General features: G+C 72.0%; 15 protein-coding genes. 14 read left to right on the forward strand and 1 reads right to left on the reverse strand.

Going from position 1 to position 15,518, the window contains the following annotated elements; genetic code table 11:
• Positions 1-64: 64 nt before the first annotated feature.
• Positions 65-2,239, reverse strand: coding sequence for an ATP-binding protein (locus DEJ50_RS34115; RefSeq protein ID WP_223837931.1), 2,175 nt, complete (start codon positions 2,237-2,239; stop codon positions 65-67).
• Between the two features lie 137 nt (positions 2,240-2,376).
• Here DEJ50_RS34115 and DEJ50_RS27650 point away from each other — a divergent pair, with 137 nt between their 5' ends.
• The 14 genes from DEJ50_RS27650 to nusB all read left to right on the forward strand — a co-directional run bounded on the left by DEJ50_RS27650 (position 2,377) and on the right by nusB (position 15,436).
• Positions 2,377-2,805 (forward strand): DUF948 domain-containing protein, encoded by a 429-nt coding sequence (locus DEJ50_RS27650; protein WP_150210797.1) that lies wholly within the window; start codon positions 2,377-2,379, stop codon positions 2,803-2,805.
• 6 nt (positions 2,806-2,811) lie between these two features.
• On the forward strand, positions 2,812-3,153 hold the full coding sequence (locus tag DEJ50_RS27655; protein ID WP_150210798.1) for a DUF6167 family protein: 342 nt from the start codon (positions 2,812-2,814) through the stop codon (positions 3,151-3,153).
• Positions 3,153-5,822, forward strand: a complete 2,670-nt coding sequence (gene alaS / locus DEJ50_RS27660; protein WP_150210799.1) for an alanine--tRNA ligase — start codon at positions 3,153-3,155, stop codon at positions 5,820-5,822. Before DEJ50_RS27655 ends, alaS begins: the two co-directional genes overlap by 1 nt.
• Before the next feature lie 2 nt (positions 5,823-5,824).
• On the forward strand, positions 5,825-6,298 hold the full coding sequence (gene ruvX, locus DEJ50_RS27665; RefSeq protein WP_150212398.1) for a Holliday junction resolvase RuvX: 474 nt from the start codon (positions 5,825-5,827) through the stop codon (positions 6,296-6,298).
• An 83-nt stretch (positions 6,299-6,381) separates the two neighbouring features.
• Positions 6,382-8,070 (forward strand): endolytic transglycosylase MltG, encoded by a 1,689-nt coding sequence (gene mltG / locus DEJ50_RS27670; protein ID WP_150210800.1) that lies wholly within the window; start codon positions 6,382-6,384, stop codon positions 8,068-8,070.
• A gap of 7 nt (positions 8,071-8,077) precedes the next feature.
• A complete protein-coding gene (locus DEJ50_RS27675) occupies positions 8,078-8,905 on the forward strand; it encodes a shikimate dehydrogenase (protein ID WP_150210801.1) in 828 nt (275 codons plus the stop codon).
• A gap of 267 nt (positions 8,906-9,172) precedes the next feature.
• Entirely contained in the window at positions 9,173-10,357 is a 1,185-nt protein-coding gene (aroC, locus tag DEJ50_RS27680; RefSeq protein WP_150210802.1) for a chorismate synthase, read from the forward strand.
• Positions 10,354-10,872, forward strand: a complete 519-nt coding sequence (locus tag DEJ50_RS27685; protein WP_150210803.1) for a shikimate kinase — start codon at positions 10,354-10,356, stop codon at positions 10,870-10,872. Before aroC ends, DEJ50_RS27685 begins: the two co-directional genes overlap by 4 nt.
• Positions 10,869-11,972 carry a 3-dehydroquinate synthase gene (gene aroB, locus DEJ50_RS27690; RefSeq protein ID WP_150210804.1) on the forward strand — a complete coding sequence of 368 codons (1,104 nt, stop codon included), beginning with the start codon at positions 10,869-10,871 and terminating at the stop codon, positions 11,970-11,972. The genes DEJ50_RS27685 and aroB overlap by 4 nt, the downstream gene beginning before the upstream one ends.
• Positions 11,969-12,409 carry a type II 3-dehydroquinate dehydratase gene (aroQ, locus tag DEJ50_RS27695; protein WP_150210805.1) on the forward strand — a complete coding sequence of 147 codons (441 nt, stop codon included), beginning with the start codon at positions 11,969-11,971 and terminating at the stop codon, positions 12,407-12,409. Before aroB ends, aroQ begins: the two co-directional genes overlap by 4 nt.
• Before the next feature lie 47 nt (positions 12,410-12,456).
• Positions 12,457-13,188 carry an AAA family ATPase gene (locus DEJ50_RS27700; RefSeq protein ID WP_150210806.1) on the forward strand — a complete coding sequence of 244 codons (732 nt, stop codon included), beginning with the start codon at positions 12,457-12,459 and terminating at the stop codon, positions 13,186-13,188.
• A gap of 87 nt (positions 13,189-13,275) precedes the next feature.
• Positions 13,276-14,382: an aminopeptidase P family protein gene (locus DEJ50_RS27705; RefSeq protein ID WP_150210807.1), complete on the forward strand. Its 1,107-nt coding sequence runs from the start codon at positions 13,276-13,278 to the stop codon at positions 14,380-14,382.
• Positions 14,383-14,432: 50 nt separating this feature from the next.
• Positions 14,433-14,999: an elongation factor P gene (efp, locus tag DEJ50_RS27710; protein ID WP_150210808.1), complete on the forward strand. Its 567-nt coding sequence runs from the start codon at positions 14,433-14,435 to the stop codon at positions 14,997-14,999.
• A gap of 2 nt (positions 15,000-15,001) precedes the next feature.
• Positions 15,002-15,436, forward strand: a complete 435-nt coding sequence (nusB, locus tag DEJ50_RS27715) for a transcription antitermination factor NusB (RefSeq protein ID WP_150210809.1) — start codon at positions 15,002-15,004, stop codon at positions 15,434-15,436.
• Positions 15,437-15,518: the final 82 nt, after the last annotated feature.

Consider the following 15,518-nt stretch of genomic DNA (forward strand, 5'->3'; position numbering starts at 1 on the left):
CGTTCGAAACCCGCAGTTCCCCTTCCGGGGGAGCTGCGGGTTTCGGCGTTCGGGGCCGGGCCGGTCACGGATCCGCCGGGGTCGGGTGGGGGAGCGAGGGGCGAGGGGGCGGCGCCGGAACCTGGGCGTGGCGGGCCGGGCCCGGGTGGCGGCCCGGCCCGCGGACCGCGCGCTCGGCCAGCGCGTCCAGGCCCAGCCCCCGCCCCGCCGCCGCCTCCGCGGCGTACCGCACCGCCCCCAGCTGCTCCCGCGCCCGCTCCTCGCACCTCAGCCGCGGCGCATTGAAGTACCCCGACCCGAACAGCTGGAGCCCCACCGAGTCCCACACCGGCTCCGCCGCCCCCTGGAGCAGCGCCGCCTCCGCAGGATGCCCCTCGGCCACCGTCACCAGCGCCAGCAGCTCCACCGCCAGCACCAGCCCCAGCAGATCGTGGAAGGCGTGGTTGATCGTCACGCACTCGGTCAGCAGGACCCGGGCCGCCGCCGGATCGCCCGCGTCCAGCGCCGCGTACGCCAGCACGTACAGGGCGTAGGCCTTCGTCCAGCGCTCCCCGCGCTCCTCGCAGATCTCCCGGACCTCCTCGCACAGCGCCAGCGCCGCCGGCAGCTCCCCCTGGAAGGCCCGTGCCATTGCCAGCTCCACCTGGCACATCAGCACATTGCTGTTCAGCTCCCCGGCCTCCCGGTACTGCTCCAGCGCCGACCCCAGCAGCTCGTCGGCCCGCACCATGTCGTCCGAGACCAGCGCCAGGCACCCCATCCGGTGCACCGCGTACGCCGCGGCCACCGGGTTCCCGGCCGCCACCGCGCCCTCCCGGCACTCGTGCAGCGCGCTCAGCGAGGCCACCCCGTCACCCTGGAGGGCCGCCACGTACCCCAGGACCCACAGCGCCTTCAGCCGCGGCCCGTCCGCCGTGTCCGCGCCGGCGCCGGCGACCGTGCCGGTTCCGTACGCCGCCTCCTGCTCCAGAGCCCGGTCCAGCCAGTGCCGGCCCTCCGTGAGCCGCCCGCAGCCCGCCCAGTAGAACCACAGGGTCCCGGCCAGGTACTGGCCCAGGTGGGCCTCCTGCGGATCCTCCAGGCAGTAGTCCAGCGCCAGTCGCAGGTTCGGCAGCTCCGCTTCCACCAGCCACGCCACCTCCTGCTGCCGCGGACTGAACCAGTCCAGCTCGCACCAGGTCGCCAGGCCCATGTACCAGTCCCGGTGCCGGCGCCGCAGCCGCTCCGCGTCGCCCAGCGACTCCAGCCAGCCCGCCCCGTACGCCCGTACCGTCTCCAGCATCCGGTAGCGCACGCCGCCCGCGGTGTCCTCACGGACCAGCAGCGACTGCGCCAGCAGCTCGCCCACCACATCCAGCACGTTCTCCACCGGCACGTCCGGCCCGGCGCACACGTACTCGGCCGCGTCCAGGTCGAAGGCGCCCGCGAACACCGACAGCCGCGCCCACAGCAGCCGCTCCTGCGCCGTGCACAGCTCGTGGCTCCAGCCGATCGCCGTCCGCAGCGCCCGGTGCCGGGGCAGCGCTCCCCGCGCCCCGCCGGTCAGCAGCCGGAACCGGTCCTCCAGCCGGGCCAGCACCTGCTCCGGCGACAGCATCCGCAGCCGACCCGCCGCCAGTTCCAGCGACAGAGGGATCCCGTCCAGCCGCGCACACAGCTCCCCGAGCACCGCCGGATCCGCCGCCCGGCCGGACCCGAACGCCGGATCGGCCGCCACCGCCCGCTCGGTCAGCAGCCGTACGGAATCCTCGACGCCCAGCGGTGCCAGCGGGAACGCCTGCTCCGCGGCGAGGGCCAGGGGCCGCCGCCCGGCCGCCAGCACCCGTAGCTCCGGAGCCCGCTGCAACAACTCCTGCACCAGCCCGGCACAGTCCTCCACCAACTGCTCGAACCCGTCCAGGACCAGCAGCAGCCGGCGCCCGGCCAGATGCTCGGCCAGCACCGTCCGCGGCGGCCGGGTGGTGTGGTCGGTCAGCCCCAGCGCATCGGCCACGGTCAGCACCAGCAGCGCCGGATCGCGTACGGAGGACAGCTCGGCCAGCCAGACACCGTCGGGGAAGCGTTCCTGCACCGCCCGGGCCGCCGCGACCGCCAGCCGGGACTTCCCCACCCCGCCGACCCCCGTGACCGTGACCAGCCGCGAGGACTCCAGCAGCCGCCCCAGCTCGGAGAGTTCGGCACCCCGCCCGACGAGGCCGCTGAGCTCCGAGGGAAGATTGCCGTACGCCCGCTGCCGCATGAGACACGGAGGGTACTGCTCCGGATGCTCTGCGTACAAGGCGGGGCCGTCGGCCGGGGAATTCGGGTACGGCGGCCGGGCCCCGGCGCGATAGGGTCGGGGGACGACTTTTCTTACACTTCAGGGAGCGGTGCAACGTGTCCGGTGGAGAGGTGGCCGGGATCCTCGTGGCCGTCTTCTGGGCGATCCTGGTCTCCTTCCTCGCCGTGGCGCTGGCGAGGCTGGCGCAGACGCTCAAGGCGACCACCAAGCTGGTCGCGGAGGTGACCGAGCAGGCCGTTCCGCTGCTGGCCGACGCCTCCACCACGGTCCGCTCCGCCCGCACCCAGCTCGACCGGGTCGACGCCATCGCCAGCGATGTGCAGGAGGTCACCGCCAACGCCTCCGCGCTCTCCTCCACCGTGGCCTCCACCTTCGGCGGCCCGCTGGTCAAGGTCGCGGCCTTCGGCTACGGAGTCCGCAAGGCGCTGGGCCGTACGGATGACGTGCCGACGCGCACCGAGCGACGTACCGTGATCGTCGGACGGACCGTGCCGGCCGCCCGCCGCCGGAAGCAGAAGGGCTAGACCGGGATGTTCCGCCGTACCTTCTGGTTCACCGCAGGCGCAGCCGCCGGCGTGTGGGCCACCACCAAAGTCAACCGGAAGCTCAAGCAGCTGACCCCGGAGAGCCTCGCCGCGCAGGCCGCGGACAAGGCCGTCGAGGCGGGCCACCGCCTCAAGGACTTCGCCCTCGACGTCAAGACGGGAATGCGCCGGCGCGAGGACGAGCTGAAAGATGCACTGGGTCTGCACGCAGATCCGGACCGGCCCGACAACGTGCGCGCCCTGCCGGGGCAGCGCCGCCTGCGGGCCATCCAGAACCACAGCACCGACCGACCGAACTATTCATACGACCGGAATGAGGACCACTGATGGAGTCGGCTGAGATCCGCCGCCGCTGGCTGAGCTTCTTCGAGGAGCGCGGTCACACCGTCGTCCCTTCGGCGTCGCTCATCGCGGACGACCCGACTCTGCTGCTGGTGCCCGCCGGCATGGTGCCCTTCAAGCCCTACTTCCTGGGTGAGACCAAGCCCCCGGCCCCGCGTCTGACCAGCGTGCAGAAGTGCGTCCGCACCCCGGACATCGAAGAGGTCGGCAAGACCACCCGGCACGGCACGTTCTTCCAGATGTGCGGCAACTTCTCCTTCGGCGACTACTTCAAGGAAGGCGCCATCAAGCTCGCCTGGGAGCTGCTCACCGCGCCCCGGGACAAGGGCGGCTACGGCCTGGAGCCGGAGAAGCTCTGGATCACCGTCTACCTGGACGACGACGAGGCCGAGCGGATCTGGCACGAGGTCGTCGGCGTCCCCAAGGAGCGCATCCAGCGCCTGGGCAAGAAGGACAACTTCTGGTCCATGGGCGTCCCCGGCCCCTGCGGCCCCTGCTCCGAGATCAACTACGACCGCGGCCCCGAATTCGGCGTCGAAGGCGGCCCGGCCGTCAACGACGAGCGGTACGTGGAGATCTGGAACCTCGTCTTCATGCAGTACGAGCGGGGTGCCGGCGACGGCAAGGAGGACTTCCCGATCCTCGGCGACCTGCCGTCCAAGAACATCGACACCGGCCTCGGCCTCGAGCGCCTCGCGATGATCCTGCAGGGCGTGCAGAACATGTACGAGACCGACACCCTGCGCGTGGTCATGGACCGGGCCACCGAGCTGACCGGCGTGCAGTACGGCGCCGCCCAGGGCACCGACGTCTCGCTGCGCGTGGTCGCCGACCACATCCGCACCTCCACCATGCTCATCGGCGACGGCGTCACCCCCGGCAACGAGGGCCGCGGCTACGTGCTGCGCCGCATCATGCGCCGCGCCATCCGCAACATGCGCCTGATGGGCGCCACCGGCCCGGTCGTCAAGGACCTGGTCGACGTCGTGATCGACACCATGGGGCAGCAGTACCCGGAGCTGATCACCGACCGCAAGCGCATCGAGACCGTCGCCCTCGCCGAAGAGGCCGCCTTCCTGAAGGCCCTCAAGGGCGGTACCAACATCCTCGACAGCGCCGTGACCGAGACCAAGGCCGCCGGCGGCACGGTCCTCTCCGGTGAGAAGGCCTTCCTGCTCCACGACACCTGGGGCTTCCCGATCGACCTCACCCTGGAGATGGCCGCCGAGCAGGGCCTCGCCGTGGACGAGACCGGCTTCCGCCGCCTGATGCAGGAGCAGCGCGACCGGGCCAAGGCCGACGCCAAGGCCAAGAAGACCGGCCACGCCGACGTCTCCGCCTACCGCCTGATCGCCGACAACGCCGGCGCCACCGAGTTCATCGGATACGCCTCCAACCAGGGCGAGTCCACGGTGGTCGGCCTGCTGGTCAACGGCATGCCCGCGCCCGCCGCCTCCGAGGGCGACGAGGTCGAGGTCGTCCTCGACCGCACCCCGTTCTACGCCGAGGGCGGCGGCCAGCTCGCCGACCAGGGCCGGATCAAGACCGACTCCGGTGCCGTCATCGAGGTCCGCGACGTCCAGCAGCCGGTCCCGGGTGTCTCCGTGCACAAGGGCTCGGTGCAGGTCGGCGAGGTGACGGTGGGCGCCTCCGCGTACGCCGCCATCGACGTCTCGCGCCGCCGGGCCATCGCCCGCGCCCACTCGGCCACGCACCTGACCCACCAGGCGCTGCGCGACGCCCTCGGCCCGACCGCCGCCCAGGCCGGCTCCGAGAACAGCCCCGGCCGCTTCCGCTTCGACTTCGGCTCGCCGAACGCCGTCCCCGGCTCGGTCCTCACCGATGTCGAGCAGAAGATCAACGACGTGCTCTCCCGCGAGCTCGAGGTCACCGCCGAGATCATGAGCATCGACGAGGCGAAGAAGCAGGGCGCCATCGCCGAGTTCGGCGAGAAGTACGGCGAGCAGGTCCGCGTCGTCACCATCGGCGACTTCTCCAAGGAGCTGTGCGGCGGCACGCATGTCAGCAACACCGCCCACCTGGGTCTGGTGAAGCTGCTCGGCGAGTCCTCCATCGGCTCCGGCGTGCGCCGGGTCGAGGCCCTGGTCGGCGCCGACGCGTACAACTTCCTCGCCAAGGAGCACACGGTCGTCGCCCAGCTCCAGGAGCTGGTCAAGGGCCGTCCGGAGGAGCTGCCGGAGAAGATCGCCACCATGCTCGGCAAGCTGAAGGACGCCGAGAAGGAGATCGAGAAGTTCCGCGCGGAGAAGGTCCTCCAGGCCGCCGCCGGTCTCGCCGCCAACGCTCAGGACATCCGCGGGGTCGCGCTGGTCGTCGGCCAGGTCGCCGACGGTGTGGGCGCCGACGACCTGCGCAAGCTGGTCCTCGACGTCCGTGGCCGCCTCCAGGGCGACCGCCCGGCCGTCGTGGCCCTGTTCACCACGGCCAACGACCGCCCGCTGACCGTCATCGCCACCAACGAGGCCGCCCGCGAGCGCGGTCTCAAGGCCGGTGACCTGGTTCGTACCGCCGCCAAGACCCTCGGCGGCGGCGGTGGCGGCAAGCCCGACGTGGCCCAGGGCGGCGGCCAGAACCCGGCCGCCATCCCGGAGGCCATCAGCGCCGTCGAGCGTCTCGTCGTGGAAACGGCGTGACGATGCCTCCGCTGCGCCGTGGCCGACGCCTTGCGATCGATGTCGGTGACGCCCGGATCGGGGTCGCCTCGTGCGACCCCGACGGTGTGTTGGCCACACCGGTGGAAACCGTGCCGGGGCGGGACATCCCGTTCGCACACCGCCGGTTGCGCCAGCTGGTGGAGGAGTACGAGCCGCTCGAGGTGGTGGTCGGCCTGCCCCGCTCGCTCAGCGGGCGGGAGGGGCCGGCCGCGGCCAAGGTCCGTGCCTTCGCCACCGAACTCGCCCGGGGCATCAAGCCGGTGACGGTCCGTCTGGTGGACGAGCGGATGACCACGGTCACCGCGGCCCAGGGTCTGCGGGCCTCGGGCAAGAACGCCAAGAAGGGGCGCGCCGTCATCGATCAGGCCGCCGCTGTGATCATCCTTCAGAACGCTCTTGAGACCGAACGGGTATCGGGTAATCCGCCCGGCGAGTGCGTCGAAGTGGTCATCTGATCGCGATACGGTAACGTTCCGCGCGATGTGGCGGCATTCGAACAGCCGTCGGCTATTCGACGCGGCGCGGCGCTAGGGGATCGATGACTGAGTATGGGCGGGGCCAGGCCCCCGAACCGTGGCACCCCAATGACCCCCTGTACGGGGACCAGGGGTGGACGGGACAGCACCAGGTCCCGTCCCAGTACCCGCAGGAGCAGCAGCCGCAGCAGTACGAGCAGTACGAGCAGTACCCACATCAGCAGCAGTACGTGCAGCAGCAGCACCCCCAGCAGCAGTACCCGCAGGGGCAGCAGTACCAGCAGCACCCGCAGGACCAGCAGTATTACGGCGGGCAGCAGGCGTACGACACCCAGGCCGGGCACGTCCACGCCGCCGACCCCTATGGGGGCGGCGTGGACCCGTACGCCGCCCAGCAGCCCGTCGGCTACCCCGGCGGAGCCCCCGACCTCTACAGCACCGCCGACGCCTACCCGCCGCCGCAGCCCCCCGGCCGCCGCACGCCGATCCCCGATCCCGCCACCGAATGGCAGCAGGACGACCAGGACGGCCCGGATGCAGCGGACGCCGAGGATGAGGGCCGCACCGCGGAAGACGGCGGGGGCGGGGCCGAGGACGACGGCCGGGACGGCCCGCACGACGGCGGTCGCCGGTCCGGGCGCGGCAAGGCCGGCAAGGGCAAGAAACCCAAGAAACGCCGCAATGGCGTCGCCTGCCTGTTCGTGGCGCTGGTGCTGGTCGGCGGTGTCGGCGGCGTCGGTTACTACGGCTACTCCTTCCTCCAGGACAAGTTCGGCGAGCCCGCCGACTTCACCGGCGAGGGCACCGACCCCGTCGATGTGGAGATCAAGGCCGGTTCCAGCCTCGGCGCCATGGGCCGCGCCCTCAAGGAGGCCGGCGTGGTCGCGAGCGTCGACGCCTTCACCGAGGCGGCCGGGGCACACCCCAAGGGCACGGCCATCCAGCCCGGCGTGTACCCGCTGCGCAAGGGCATGTCCGCCGCGGCGGCCGTCGAGCTGATGACCGACCCGAGCAAGCTGAACGTGGTCACGGTCACCGAGGGCATGCGCAACGCGGCCGTCTACGCAGCCGTGGACAAGAAGCTGAAGCTGAAGCCCGGCACCACCCTCGAGGTGTCCAAGCGCGAGCTGAAGAACCTCGGACTGCCCGCCTGGGCCAACAACAACCCGAAGATCATGGACCCGCTCGAGGGCTTCCTGTACCCGGCCCGCTACGACCTCACCAAGGACATGAAGCCGGAGGCCCTCCTCAAGGAGATGGTCGCCAGGGCCAAGCAGAAATACGAAGAGCTGGGCATCGAGGGCAAGGCCAAGGACCTGGGCCTGGAGTCCCCGCTCCAGGTGGTCACGGTCGCGAGCATGGTCAACGCCGAGGGCATGAACCACGACGACTTCCGGAAGATGGCCGAGGTCGTCTACAACCGCCTCAAGCCCGACAACGTGGTCACCAACCACAAGATCGAGTTCGACTCGACCATCAACTACGCCAAGGGCACCAGCAACATCCACGTCTCCCGCAAGGAGGCGAAGGAGTTCAACCACCCGTACAACACGTACTTCAACGACGGCCTCACCCCCGGCCCGATCGGCAACCCGGGCGACGAAGCCCTCAACGCCACCCTCGACCCCGACGAAGGCGGCTGGATGTTCTTCGTGTCGGTGGACGGCAAGAAGACCTCCTTCACGAAGACCTACGACGAGCACCTGAAGCTGGTCGACGAGTTCAACGCGCGACAGAAGAACGGCGGATAGGAACGTCATGGCAGGCAGAAGGGCCGCGGTGCTGGGCTCGCCCATCGAGCACTCCCTCTCACCGGTGCTGCACCGCGCCGCCTACCGGGAGCTCGGCCTCGACGACTGGTCGTACGACCGGTTCGAGATCGACGAGGCCGCACTCCCGGCCTTCCTCGCCGGACTCGGCCCCGAATGGGCCGGGCTGTCCCTGACCATGCCGCTCAAACGGGCGGTCATCCCGCTGCTGGACGGCATCACCGAGACCGCCGCCTCGGTGGAGGCGGTCAACACGGTCGTCCTCACCGAGGACGGCCGGCGGGTCGGCGACAACACCGACATCCCCGGCCTGGTCTCGGCCCTGCGGGAACGCGGTGTGGAGAAGGTGGGCTCGGCGGCCGTCCTCGGCGCCGGAGCCACCGCCTCCTCCGCCCTGGCCGCGCTCTCCCGGATCTGCTCCGGCGAGGTCACGGCGTACGTCCGCTCCCAGGCCCGCGCCGAGGAGATGCGGCACTGGGGCGAACGCCTCGGCGTGCCCGTCCGTACCGCCGACTGGTCCGAAGCCGCCGAGGCACTGAGCGCCCCACTTGTGATCGCCACCACCCCGGCCGGCAGCACCGACGCCCTCGCCGCGGCCGTCCCGGAGCACCCGGGCACCCTCTTCGACGTGCTCTACGAGCCCTGGCCCACCCCCCTCGCGGCGGCCTGGACCGACCGCGGCGGCGCCGTCCTGGGCGGCCTCGACCTGCTCGTCCACCAGGCGGTGCTCCAGGTGGAGCAGATGACCGGCCGCACCCCCGGCCCGCTCGCCGCGATGCGGGCCGCCGGAGAGCGGGCCCTGGCCGCCCGCCCCTGACCTGCCGACCGTGACCTGCTGACTGTGGTGGGTCCGGTGACGTGATGGATTCGCCCGGGCGAGCGCATCCCGATCCGGCCCGCCGACCCGCCGGACGGGCTGCGGCGAAGCCCTCCCGGCGGGCCCGCACCGCGGACCAGGGCGTCCGATAGCTGGACCTGGGCCCGGCAAACCCGTCCGGACATGGCAGGATCGGGGTACGGCGGGCTCGGGCTGCGCACCCGGTCGCGCCATCGCTGGATCAGGCGCGAGCATCGAGGAGCATCGTTGAGCAGGTTGCGTTGGCTGACCGCCGGGGAATCTCACGGACCGGCGCTGGTCGCGACGCTGGAGGGTCTTCCCGCCGGTGTCCCGATCACCACCGAGCTGGTGGCCGACCACCTGGCGCGGCGGCGGCTGGGCTATGGCCGCGGTGCCCGGATGAAGTTCGAGCAGGACGAGGTGACCTTCCTCGGCGGCGTCCGCCACGGCCTGTCCCAGGGCTCCCCGGTCGCGGTGATGATCGGCAACACCGAGTGGCCCAAGTGGGAGACCGTCATGTCGGCCGACCCGGTCGACCCCTCGCTCCTCAAGGAAACCGGCCGCAACGCGCCGCTGACCCGTCCGCGCCCCGGCCACGCCGACCTCGCGGGGATGCAGAAGTACGGCTTCGACGAGGCCCGGCCGATCCTGGAGCGCGCCAGCGCCCGTGAGACCGCCGCCCGCGTCGCCCTCGGCGCCGTCGCCCGCTCCTTCATCAAGGAGGTCGCCGGCATCGAGATCGTCTCCCATGTGGTGGAGCTGGCCGCGGCCAAGGCCCCGCACGGCGTCTACCCGACCCCCGCCGACGTCGAGAAGCTCGACGCCGACCCGGTGCGCTGCCTCGACGCCGATGCGTCGAAGGCGATGGTCGCCGAGATCGACCAGGCCCACAAGGACGGCGACACCCTCGGCGGTGTGGTCGAGGTCCTCGCCTACGGCGTCCCCGTCGGCCTCGGCTCCCACGTGCACTGGGACCGCCGCCTCGACGCCCGCCTCGCCGCCGCCCTGATGGGCATCCAGGCCATCAAGGGCGTGGAGGTCGGCGACGGCTTCGAGCTCGCCCGGGTCCCCGGCTCCCAGGCCCACGACGAGATCGTCGCCACCCCGGAGGGCATCAAGCGCACCTCCGGCCGGTCCGGCGGCACCGAGGGCGGCCTGACCACCGGCGAGCTGCTGCGCGTCCGCGCCGCCATGAAGCCGATCGCCACCGTCCCGCGGGCGCTGGCGACCGTGGACGTGGCCACCGGCGAGGCCGCCGCCGCCCACCACCAGCGCTCCGACGTCTGTGCCGTCCCGGCGGCCGGGATCGTGGCCGAGGCCATGGTCGCCCTGGTCCTCGCCGACGCGGTGGTGGAGAAGTTCGGCGGGGACTCCGTCCCCGAGACCCGCCGCAACGTCCGCTCGTACCTCGACAACCTCCAGATCCGGTGACGGGCGGACCGCTGGTCGTCCTCGTCGGGCCCCCCGGGTCCGGCAAGTCCACGGTGGGGGCGCTGCTCGCCGAGCGGCTCGGCGTCCCCTACCGGGACACCGACGCCGACATCGTCGCCGCCCAGGGCCGGGAGATCGCCGACATCTTCGTCGACGAGGGCGAACCGCACTTCCGGCAGCTGGAACGGCAGGCCGTGGCCGCCGCCCTCGCCGAGCACACCGGGGTCCTCTCCCTCGGCGGCGGCGCCGTGCTCGACGGCCACACCCGCGAGCAGCTCACCGGGCTGCCCGTCGCCTACCTGTCGATGGACGTCGACGAGGCGGTACGCCGGGTCGGCCTCAGCACCGCCCGGCCGCTGCTGGCCATCAACCCGCGCCGGCAGTGGCGCGAGCTGATGGAGGCCCGCCGGCCGCTGTACACCGAAGTCGCGCGGGTCGTCGTACCCACCGACGACCGCACACCCGAAGAGGTCGCCCAGGCGGTCCTCGACGCACTGGAGTTGAAGGACGCATGACGGAGCAGGACCAGAGCCAGGTCACCCGGATCCACGTCGGCGGCAGCGCCGGCCACGATCCGTACGACGTACTGGTCGGCCGGCAGCTGCTCGGCGAGCTGGGCGGTCTCATCGGCACCAGGGCCCAGCGGGTCGCCGTGATCCACCCGGAGGCGCTCGCCTCCACCGGCGAGGCCCTCCGCGACGACCTCGCGGAGCAGGGCTACGAGGCCGTCGCCATCCAGGTGCCGAACGCCGAGGAGGCCAAGACCGCCGAGGTCGCCGCCTACTGCTGGAAGGCGCTCGGCCAGTCGGGCTTCACCCGCACCGATGTCATCGTCGGCGTGGGTGGCGGCGCCACCACCGACCTGGCGGGCTTCGTCGCGGCCTCCTGGCTGCGCGGGGTGCGCTGGATCGCCGTCCCGACCACGGTGCTGGCCATGGTCGACGCGGCCGTCGGCGGCAAGACCGGGATCAACACGGCCGAGGGCAAGAACCTGGTCGGCGCCTTCCACCCGCCGGCGGGAGTCCTCTGCGACCTCGCCGCGCTGGAATCGCTGCCGGTCAACGACTACGTCAGCGGTCTCGCCGAGATCATCAAGGCCGGTTTCATCGCCGACCCGGTGATCCTCGACCTGATCGAGGAGGACCCGGCGGCGGCCCGCACCCCGGCCGGCCCGCACACCGCGGAGCTGATCGTGCGGTCCATCCGGGTCAAGGCCGAGGTGGTCTCCAGCGACCTCAAGGAATCGGGCCTGAGGGAGATCCTCAACTACGGCCACACGCTCGCGCACGCCATCGAGAAGAACGAGCGCTACAAGTGGCGGCACGGCGCGGCCGTGTCGGTCGGCATGGTCTTCGCGGCCGAACTGGGCCGGCTGGCCGGCCGGCTGGACGACGCGACGGCGGACCGCCACCGCACCGTCCTCGCCGCGGTGGGCCTGCCCCTCACCTACCGGGGCGACCAGTGGCCCCAGCTGCTCCAGACCATGCAGGTCGACAAGAAGTCCCGGGGCAACCTGCTGCGCTTCATCGTCCTGGACGGGCTGGGCAAGCCGTCGGTCCTGGAGGGCCCGGACCCGGCCCACCTGGTCGCGGCCTACGGCGAGGTGTCGGCGTGAGCCGCAGGGTGCTGGTGCTGAACGGCCCGAACCTGGGCCGGCTCGGCTCCCGCGAGCCCGATGTGTACGGTTCCACCTCGTACACCGGCCTGGTCGACACCTGCCGGAAGCTGGGCGCCGAGCTGGGCTTCGACGTCGAGGTCCGCGAGACCAACGATGAGGGCGAGCTGGTGCGCTGGCTGCACGAGGCCGCGGACGGGCGGATCCCGGTGGTCATCAACCCCGGCGCCTTCACGCACTACTCGTACGCCATGAGGGACGCGGCGGCGCAGCGGACGGCCCCGCTGATCGAGGTCCACATCTCCAACCCGTACGCGCGGGAGGAGTTCCGGCACACCTCGGTCATCGCGGCCGTGGCCACCGGGACGGTGGCGGGCTTCGGCCTCGGTTCGTACCGGCTGGCGCTGCGGGCGCTGGCGGAGGAAGTCACCTCCTGAGATAACGTTCTCGCATCAGTCGCCGATACGAGACGGAGTCGCAGCGGATGCAGCACGGAGTGGGGGGCTGGGGCCCGCCGGGACAGCACCCGGCGGTGCCCCCGCATCCGCCGATACCCCCCGCGCAGGGCTGGGTGACGCCGGTGCCCGAGGCCACCGGCCACATCCCGCTGCCGCCGCCGGCCCCGGTGCCGGCCGTGCCGGCCGCCCCGGGCACCGGGGCGGCCACCCTCGCGGTCCTGCTGATCGGCCCGGCCGGGGCCGGGAAGACCACCGTGGCCCGGCACTGGGCGAGCACCCGGCAGGTGGCCACCGCGCACATCAGCCTGGACGACGTCCGCGAATGGGTCTGTGCCGGCTTCGCCGATCCGCAGGCGGGCTGGAACGACCATTCCGAGGCCCAGTACCGCCTCGCCCGCCGCACCTGCGGCTTCGCCGCCCGGAACTTCCTGGCCAACGGCATCTCCTGCATCCTCGACGACGCGGTCTTCCCGGACCGGCCGGTGGTGGGCCTCGGCGGCTGGAAACGGCACGTGGGCCCCCACCTGCTCCCGGTGGTGCTGCTGCCGGGCCTGGAGATCGTCCTGGAGCGGAACGCGGAACGCTCCGGCAACCGCCGGCTCTCCGACGAGGAGGTCGCCCGTATCCACGGCCGGATGGCCGGCTGGTACGGCTCGGGCCTGCCGATCATCGACAACTCCCACCTGGACGTCCAGGCCACGGCCCGCGCCCTGGACGAGGCCCTGGCCCGCGCCATCTCGGCCCCCGCCGCCTGGTGATCCACCCCGGCCCGCGGAGGCCGGACCGCAGCCACGGGCGGGCGCGCTCAGCGCGCCGACCCGGCGGGGCGCTCATACGCTCGAGGCATGTCAGACGTGTACGCCGCCCGCAGGGCCACGCTTCGCGACCGCTGCGCCGCCGCGGGCAACTCCGCCGCCCTGGTCACGCGTCCGGCCAATGTCCGCTACCTCGCCGGTGCCAGCCCCCGCGGGGCCGTGCTGCTGGTGGGACCGGCCGAGGACGTGCTGTTCAGCGCCGACCCGCCGACCGGGGAACCGGACGAGGGACGGCTCGACGAGCAGCTGCGGGTCTCCGTGCTGCCCACCCCCGGCGGGGACCCCGCCGTGGCCGCGGCCGACCTCGCAGCGGCCGTCCGGGCCGAGACCCTGGCCGTCGAGGAACACCACCTCACCGTCGCCCGGCACCGCGCCCTGCGGTCCGTGGCGCCCGGGATGCGGCTCACCGACCTGGGCACCGCGGTGGAGCAGCAGCGGCTGGTCAAGGACGAGGAGGAGATCGCCTGTCTGCGGATCGCCGCCGAGATCGCCGACCAGGCCCTCGGCGAGCTCCTGGAGTCCATCCTGGTGGGCCGGACCGAGCGGCATCTCGCCCTGGAGCTGGAGCGGCGGCTGGTCGACCACGGGGCCGACGGGCCCGCTTTCCCGACCGCGGTGGGCACCGGCCCGCACTCCGGGCGCTCCCGGCACCGCCCCTCCGACCGCCGGGTGGAGGAGGGCGATTTCCTCTCCGTCTGCCTCGGTGCGAACTACCGCGGGTACCGGTGCGAGATCGGCCGGACCTTTGTCATCGGCACCACCCCCGCCGACTGGCAGATCGACCTGTACGACCTGGTCTTCGCCGCCCAGCGGGCCGGCCGGGAGGCGCTGCTGCCCGGTGCCGCGTACCGTGATGTCGATCATGCGGCGCGGTCCGTGCTGGACTCCGCGGGGCACGGCGAGGCGGTCGCACCGTGGACCGGACACGGGGTGGGACTCGAAATCGACGAGGACCCGCAGCTTGCACCTACGGCCATGGGTAAACTGGACGCTTGCGTGCCGGTCACCGTCGAACCGGGGGTCCACCTCCCGGGCCGGGGCGGAGTCCGGATCGATGACACGCTCGTCGTACGCCCCGAGGCGGACGGCGGACCCGAGCTACTCACCATTACGACCAAGGAGCTGCTCGCGCTCTAGCTGTGCTGTGCGCGCGCCCGTGGTCATTCAGTCCAGGAGATTCCGCAACCGTGGCTTCCACGAACGACCTCAAGAACGGCATGGTGCTCAAGCTCGAAGGCGGCCAGCTCTGGTCCGTCGTCGAGTTCCAGCACGTCAAGCCCGGCAAGGGCCCGGCCTTCGTGCGCACCAAGCTCAAGAACGTGCTGTCCGGCAAGGTCGTCGACAAGACCTTCAACGCCGGCATCAAGGTCGACACGGCCACCATCGACCGCCGTGACATGCAGTTCTCCTACATGGACGGCGAGTACTTCGTCTTCATGGACATGGAGAGCTACGACCAGCTGCACATCGACCGCAAGGTCGTCGGTGACGCCGCCAACTTCCTGATCGAGGGCTTCGAGGCCTCGGTCGCCCGCCACGAGGGCGAGGTGCTCTACGTCGAGCTCCCGGCCGCCGTCGAGCTGGTCATCCAGCACACCGACCCGGGCGTCCAGGGCGACCGCTCCACCGGTGGCACCAAGCCCGCCACCCTTGAGACCGGCCACGAGATCCAGGTCCCGCTCTTCGTCACCACCGGCGAGAAGGTCAAGGTCGACACCCGCACCAGCGCCTACCTCGGCCGGGTGAGCAGCTAACCGTGGCTGCCCGCAGCAACGCGCGCAAGCGCGCCTTCCAGATCCTCTTCGAGGCCGACCAGCGCGACGTGCCCGTGCGCGAGGTCCTCGCAGACTGGATCCGCCACTCGCGGAGCGACACCCGGCAGCCCCCGGTGAGCGAGTTCACCATGAATCTCGTCGAGGGTTACGCCGATCGGGTGAACCGGATCGACGAGCTGATCGCCGCGTACGCCGTGGACTGGGATCTGGACCGGATGCCGGTGGCCGACCGCAACATCGTGCGGCTCGGTGCCTACGAGCTGATCTGGGTCGACGAGACCCCGGACGCGGTGGCGATCGACGAGGCCGTGCAGCTGGCCAAGGAGTTCTCCACCGACGACTCCCCGGCGTTCGTGAACGGCCTGCTGGGCCGGTTCAAGGACCTCAAGCCGAGCCTGCGCCGCAGCGAGAGCTGAAGCCGGGCCTCCCGGCACGTGAAAGGGCCCGCAGCGCCGATGCGCTGCGGGCCCTCTCGTTGCCGCACTGACTGCGTATACG

Source organism: Streptomyces venezuelae (assembly GCF_008642295.1).
Classification (GTDB): Bacteria; Actinomycetota; Actinomycetes; order Streptomycetales; family Streptomycetaceae; genus Streptomyces; species Streptomyces venezuelae_C.

Excerpts from the sequence above, each read along its gene's own strand:
- DEJ50_RS34115 (WP_223837931.1), bottom strand. The coding sequence starts at position 2,239 with ATGCGGCAGCGGGCGTACGGCAATCTTCCCTCGGAGCTCAGCGGCCTC.
- DEJ50_RS27655 (WP_150210798.1), top strand. The coding sequence starts at position 2,812 with ATGTTCCGCCGTACCTTCTGGTTCACCGCAGGCGCAGCCGCCGGCGTG.
- alaS (WP_150210799.1), top strand. The coding sequence starts at position 3,153 with ATGGAGTCGGCTGAGATCCGCCGCCGCTGGCTGAGCTTCTTCGAGGAG.
- ruvX (WP_150212398.1), top strand. The coding sequence starts at position 5,825 with ATGCCTCCGCTGCGCCGTGGCCGACGCCTTGCGATCGATGTCGGTGAC.
- mltG (WP_150210800.1), top strand. The coding sequence starts at position 6,382 with ATGACTGAGTATGGGCGGGGCCAGGCCCCCGAACCGTGGCACCCCAAT.
- DEJ50_RS27675 (WP_150210801.1), top strand. The coding sequence starts at position 8,078 with ATGGCAGGCAGAAGGGCCGCGGTGCTGGGCTCGCCCATCGAGCACTCC.
- aroB (WP_150210804.1), top strand. The coding sequence starts at position 10,869 with ATGACGGAGCAGGACCAGAGCCAGGTCACCCGGATCCACGTCGGCGGC.
- DEJ50_RS27700 (WP_150210806.1), top strand. The coding sequence starts at position 12,457 with ATGCAGCACGGAGTGGGGGGCTGGGGCCCGCCGGGACAGCACCCGGCG.
- DEJ50_RS27705 (WP_150210807.1), top strand. The coding sequence starts at position 13,276 with ATGTCAGACGTGTACGCCGCCCGCAGGGCCACGCTTCGCGACCGCTGC.